We start from the raw sequence: 4550 nt of genomic DNA on the forward strand, positions 1-4550 counted from the left end.
GCTCGCCGCCATCGACGCCGTGATCTACGGGCGGGTTACCGATGACGTGCAACGCGTGATGATCGCGGGCCGCCAGATCGACAAAATCCCAATTCTCGAGCTGTTCGCCATCAAGTCGCGGCTGGAACGACAGGTCTCGCGCGCCCGTGGTGGTAGTTCGGCCAGCACGACCTACGCGAGGTTCGGATGAACTGGCGCCAGCGCGTGGCCGAGTTCTTCGGGCGCAAAACGCCAGCGCCTTCGCGTCGCAACTTCACGGGCGGGCGGCTCGACCGCCTGACGTGGGACTGGATTCGCTCGCCGTTGTCCGGCGACAAAGAACTCGAGACCGACCTGTTGCAGCTACGCTCCCGGTCCCGTGACGCCGCGCGCAACCAGCTCCTGGGCAAGCGGTTCGTCCGGATGGCGCAGAACAATGTGATCGGCCGCGGGATTCGCATGCGGCCGGTCAACATGTGGGGCGACCGGACACACGACACGCTCAACGATGGCATCGCCCGCGCGTGGACCGAATGGGGCCGCCCCCTGGCGTGCAGCGCGGACGGCATGCGGTCGTGGTTGGATCTGCAACGCCTGTGCGTGTCGGAGCAGGTCCAGAGCGGCGAGGCGCTGTTTCAGATCGTCTACGGGCCAGAGTACCCGCACGGGATGGCGCTCCACCCGATCGACGCCGACCGCTTGGACGAGCGATTGATGCGTCCCGCGCGCGACGGGCAGAACGAGATCCGCTACGGCATCGAGCTCAACGCCTATGGGCGGCCGGTGGCGTTTCACATCCTGACGCAGCACCCGAGCGAGCACGGACGCGCGCCGCGTGTCAAGCACGATCGCATCCCGGCCGAGCAGATGATCTACCTGCCGCTGGGCGTGGACGAGCGCGTGGGGCGCCTGCGTGGCGTGCCGTCGTTCGCGGTGGCACTGCGCGACATGAAGCACCTGGACGGGGCGCAGGAGGCGTCAGTCGTGGCGTTGCGTGCCGCGGCGTGCCAGATGGCGTTCATCACGACCAAGGACCCGAACGGCAACACCGAAGTCGAAGCGCCGCCGACCGGTGAGGAAGTGGAGCTGGTGCCCGGCATGTCGCGGTACCTGGGGCTAAACCAGGAAGTGCAGAGCTGGAACCCGCACGCGCCGAGCGACAACTACCCCGACTTCTCGAAGGTGGTCAAACGCGACATTGCCGCGGGCCTGGGCACGTCGCTGGCGTTCCTGACCGGCGACTGGTCCGACGCCAACATGTCGGCGCTCCGCGTGGCCTACCAGAACGAGCAAGACGGCTGGATGGCCTGGCAGGAATCGCTGATTACGCACTTCTGCCAGCGCGTGTTCGACGCCTGGCTGCCGTCCGCGATGCTCGCAGGCGCCGTGAAAGTGCCGGAGTTCGATGTACGCCGTGCGAGTGCCGTGCAATGGCTGCCACGCCGCTGGACATCCCCCAAACCTCTCGAAGACATCGAAGCGGATGAGAAACGCGTCGCGTTAGGCACGCTATCACGCACTCGCATTGCCGCGCGCGAAGGGATCGACCTGTGGGAAGTGTGGGAGGAGCTGGCCGAGGAGCAGGAATACGCGGCCGAAGAAGACTTGAACGTTGAACCGCCGCGCAAAGTGGCGGGAGGAGCGCCGACCAATGACGGACAACAGGGCACCGATGATGCTGCACCGGGAGATGGACCTGATACTGGAACGAGCGGAGGGGGCGGCCGAAGCCGACCTCCCAACGATCGCCATCAGCTCCGAATCACCCGTTCTGCGGTTTGACTGGTGGACCGGTGAACGCTACTACGAGGTCCTCGACCACTCACCGGGTGCCGTGGACCTCAGTTATGCCCGTGATGGTCTGCCCCTGCTGCTGGACCACAACCAGCGCGTGCAGGTCGGACTGGTCGAGAACATTCGGCTCGACAAGGACCGGCGGCTCCGTGGCGACCCTCGACCCGGCAACCATCCGGACGCCGAGTGGGTGGCCAAGGATATCCGCGGCGGCATCCGTAAAAAGATCAGTGTCGGCTACGACCCTGGCAGCACCTACGAGGTGGTCAGCGGACGTGACGACAAGGTCCCAACTCGCCGCTACCGCAACTGGCGTCCGATGGAAGCCAGCACGGTGGCTGTCCCCGCTGACTACGACGTCGGCGTGGCCCGAAGCGTGAGGGAGGCACACGCGAATTTGCCTCCAACCCAACAGCCGAAAGGCGAAGGAGAACGAATGACTGACACTCAGTCTGCCCCGGCTGGCGGGGCGTCCGCGGTCACGCGGGACTACGATGCCGAGCGCCGCGCCCGGAACGCGGCCATCGGCAACATCCTGGCCCTCGCGCACGAGTCCAAGCGTGCCGAGTTGAGTTCACAGGCACTGCGCGAGGACTGGACCGTCGAAGTGGTGGCGGACAAGGTGCGCGAGGCAAACATCGCGGCAGCCACCGCCGGCGTGTCGTCTGCCGCTCGCCTCAACGAGCGCGAACAAAAGAACTACTCGATCACCCGCGCGATCATGTCGATGGCGACGAGTGGCCGCGTGGAAGCGGGCTTCGAGCGCGAAGTGTCGGCCGACATCGCCAAGCGCATGGGCCGCGACCCCGCGGGCCTGTACCTGCCGTTCAACCTCGGCGCGCACCGCGAGATGGCGGCACAGGTTCGTGCGCAGACCGGTAACGTCGCCGGCACCACGTCGCTCGGCGGCGCCGGCGTGCAGACGTCGGTCGTGGAGCTGATCGAGCTCCTGCGTGCCGCGGCGGTGACGGTGGGCCTGGGCGCTCGGGTCATGTCGGGCCTGCAGGGCAACGTGCAGTTCCCGCGGCAGATCACGGCGAACGGCTTCACGTGGGAGGGTGAAAACCCCGGAACCGCAAAGGCGCTGACCGCCGCCACGCTGGACTCGTTCACGATGTCGCCCAAGACGGGCATGATCGCGTCGAGCTACTCCAAGCAGTTCCTGCAGCAGTCGTCGTTCTCGGTCGAGCAGTTCGTGCGTGAGGACCTGGCGCAGACCGCTGGCCTCGGCGTGGACATCGCGGTCATTAACGGGTCGGGTTCGGGCAACCAGCCGACCGGCATCATGAACCTGTCCGGCGTCGAGACCGAAGTCATGGGCACCCATGGCGCGCAGCTCGCCTGGTCCAACCTCGTGAGCTACGAGACCAAGCAGGCGATCAACAACGCCGCGCAGGGCCGGTTGGCGTTCCTCACGACACCCGGCGTCCGCGGGCGACTCAAGAACACGCTCAAGAACACCGTCACGGGCTCCGAGTACCTGTGGGGCGCGTCGAACGAGCTGAACGGCTACCCGGCGGTCGCGTCGAACCAGGTGCCGTCGAACCTCACCAAGGGCACGAGCACCACGATCTGCCACGGCGTGATCTTCGGTAACTGGCTCGAGCTCCTGATCGGGATGTGGGGCGAGGCGCTGGACATCACCGTGGACCCGTACACGGCGGCGGCGGAAGGCATGGTGCGCGTCATCGCGCAGACGATGATGGACACCAACGCACGGCATCCGAAGTCGTTCGTGGTCACGAAGGACGCCCTGACCTGATATGCTGGTCCGGGCGGTGCGTTCGTTCGTGTGGCATGGCCCGCGCGACGTGGACGTTGGGGAAGTTCTCGACGTCCCGCCGCGCGACGCGCACATCCTGATTGCCGCATATCAGTACTGCGTACCGGTCGACGAGGAACCGGTGTCACCTGTCGCGATGACGGTCAACGAGGCGCTGATCGAGACGCAGGGCAACCCCGTGCGGAGGCGGCGGTAGATGGATACCGCCGTCGTGGCGTGCAAGTACGCGCCGAATGCGGTCGCCGCGACCTGGGGCAAGCATTCGGCGTGTGGCCCGCTGGATTTCGAGCAGCGGGAAGTGTTAGACGCGGGCGGAATGCTTGTCCGTGTGTCAGAGATCGTACTCCGCGTGCCGACGGCGCATCTACCGGCCATCGCTCGCGGCGCCACCATCAAAATGACAAAAGATGGGAGCACGACCAGTTACAAGGTGACGGAAGTCGAGCGAGAAGACGACGGCGACATCAAGCGCCTAACACTGGTGCCGGCCTAATGCTGATTGACGTTCTGCGACTCACGACCGCTTGGTTCCAGCACGGCACACACGGCATCAACGCCCAACTGGCCGCGCTGGATTACGACGGCAGTGACACCGCACCGGCCAACATTGTGACGTTTGCTGATGAGGTGACACAGGATGAGGCCGCGCGCGGGCAGATCCCTGCCACGGTGCCTGCGCTGGTGACGACCGTCGAAAGCCTGACGATGGTCAACAACCAGACCGCCACCGAAGTCGGCGACGGCACCATTGTGCTCAACGTGCGAATCGCAGTCAGTGACCCCGACGCCTGGGAAGCCAAGCGCAACGGCGCGTATTACCTGCGCGCGTTGCACTGGAGCTTACGGCGCTGGGTACGGGAAGCTCCTGACGGCGTGAACCGTGCTCGCAATCAAGTGGCGGTGCTGGAAATCGGCGCGGTGGAAGGAAATGCGTTGTACGAACAAGTAGGCGACGTGCTCATCACGGCCGGGGCCAGAATCCCGTTGACCGTGC

The 4550-nt window shown here is 65.7% G+C and carries 6 protein-coding genes; all 6 read left to right on the forward strand.

All coding sequences use genetic code 11. From position 1 onward, the window contains the following. On the forward strand, positions 1-190 hold a 190-nt coding region (locus tag Q0C41_RS29940), incomplete at its 5' end, for a hypothetical protein (protein WP_291990437.1). Further along, the gene (locus Q0C41_RS29945; RefSeq protein WP_291990439.1) at positions 187-1761 is read left to right on the forward strand and encodes a phage portal protein; all 1575 of its coding nucleotides are present in this window, start codon (positions 187-189) and stop codon (positions 1759-1761) included. The genes Q0C41_RS29940 and Q0C41_RS29945, both read left to right, overlap by 4 nt. Further along, positions 1670-3535, forward strand: a complete 1866-nt coding sequence (locus Q0C41_RS29950; protein ID WP_291990441.1) for a phage major capsid protein — start codon at positions 1670-1672, stop codon at positions 3533-3535. The genes Q0C41_RS29945 and Q0C41_RS29950 overlap by 92 nt, the downstream gene beginning before the upstream one ends. A gap of 16 nt (positions 3536-3551) precedes the next feature. Continuing rightward, on the forward strand, positions 3552-3752 hold the full coding sequence (locus tag Q0C41_RS29955) for a hypothetical protein (RefSeq protein ID WP_291990443.1): 201 nt from the start codon (positions 3552-3554) through the stop codon (positions 3750-3752). Next, positions 3753-4049, forward strand: a complete 297-nt coding sequence (locus Q0C41_RS29960) for a hypothetical protein (RefSeq protein ID WP_291990446.1) — start codon at positions 3753-3755, stop codon at positions 4047-4049. It abuts the gene before it with no gap. Next, on the forward strand, positions 4049-4550 hold a 502-nt coding region (locus tag Q0C41_RS29965), incomplete at its 3' end, for a hypothetical protein (protein WP_291990448.1). The genes Q0C41_RS29960 and Q0C41_RS29965, both read left to right, overlap by 1 nt.

The organism is Luteitalea sp. (assembly GCF_022842525.1).
Lineage (GTDB): Bacteria > Acidobacteriota > Vicinamibacteria > Vicinamibacterales > Vicinamibacteraceae > Luteitalea.

Coding starts and splice junctions, on each gene's coding strand:
- Q0C41_RS29950 (WP_291990441.1), top strand. CDS start 1,670: ATGGACCTGATACTGGAACGAGCGGAGGGGGCGGCCGAAGCCGACCTC.
- Q0C41_RS29945 (WP_291990439.1), top strand. CDS start 187: ATGAACTGGCGCCAGCGCGTGGCCGAGTTCTTCGGGCGCAAAACGCCA.
- Q0C41_RS29960 (WP_291990446.1), top strand. CDS start 3,753: ATGGATACCGCCGTCGTGGCGTGCAAGTACGCGCCGAATGCGGTCGCC.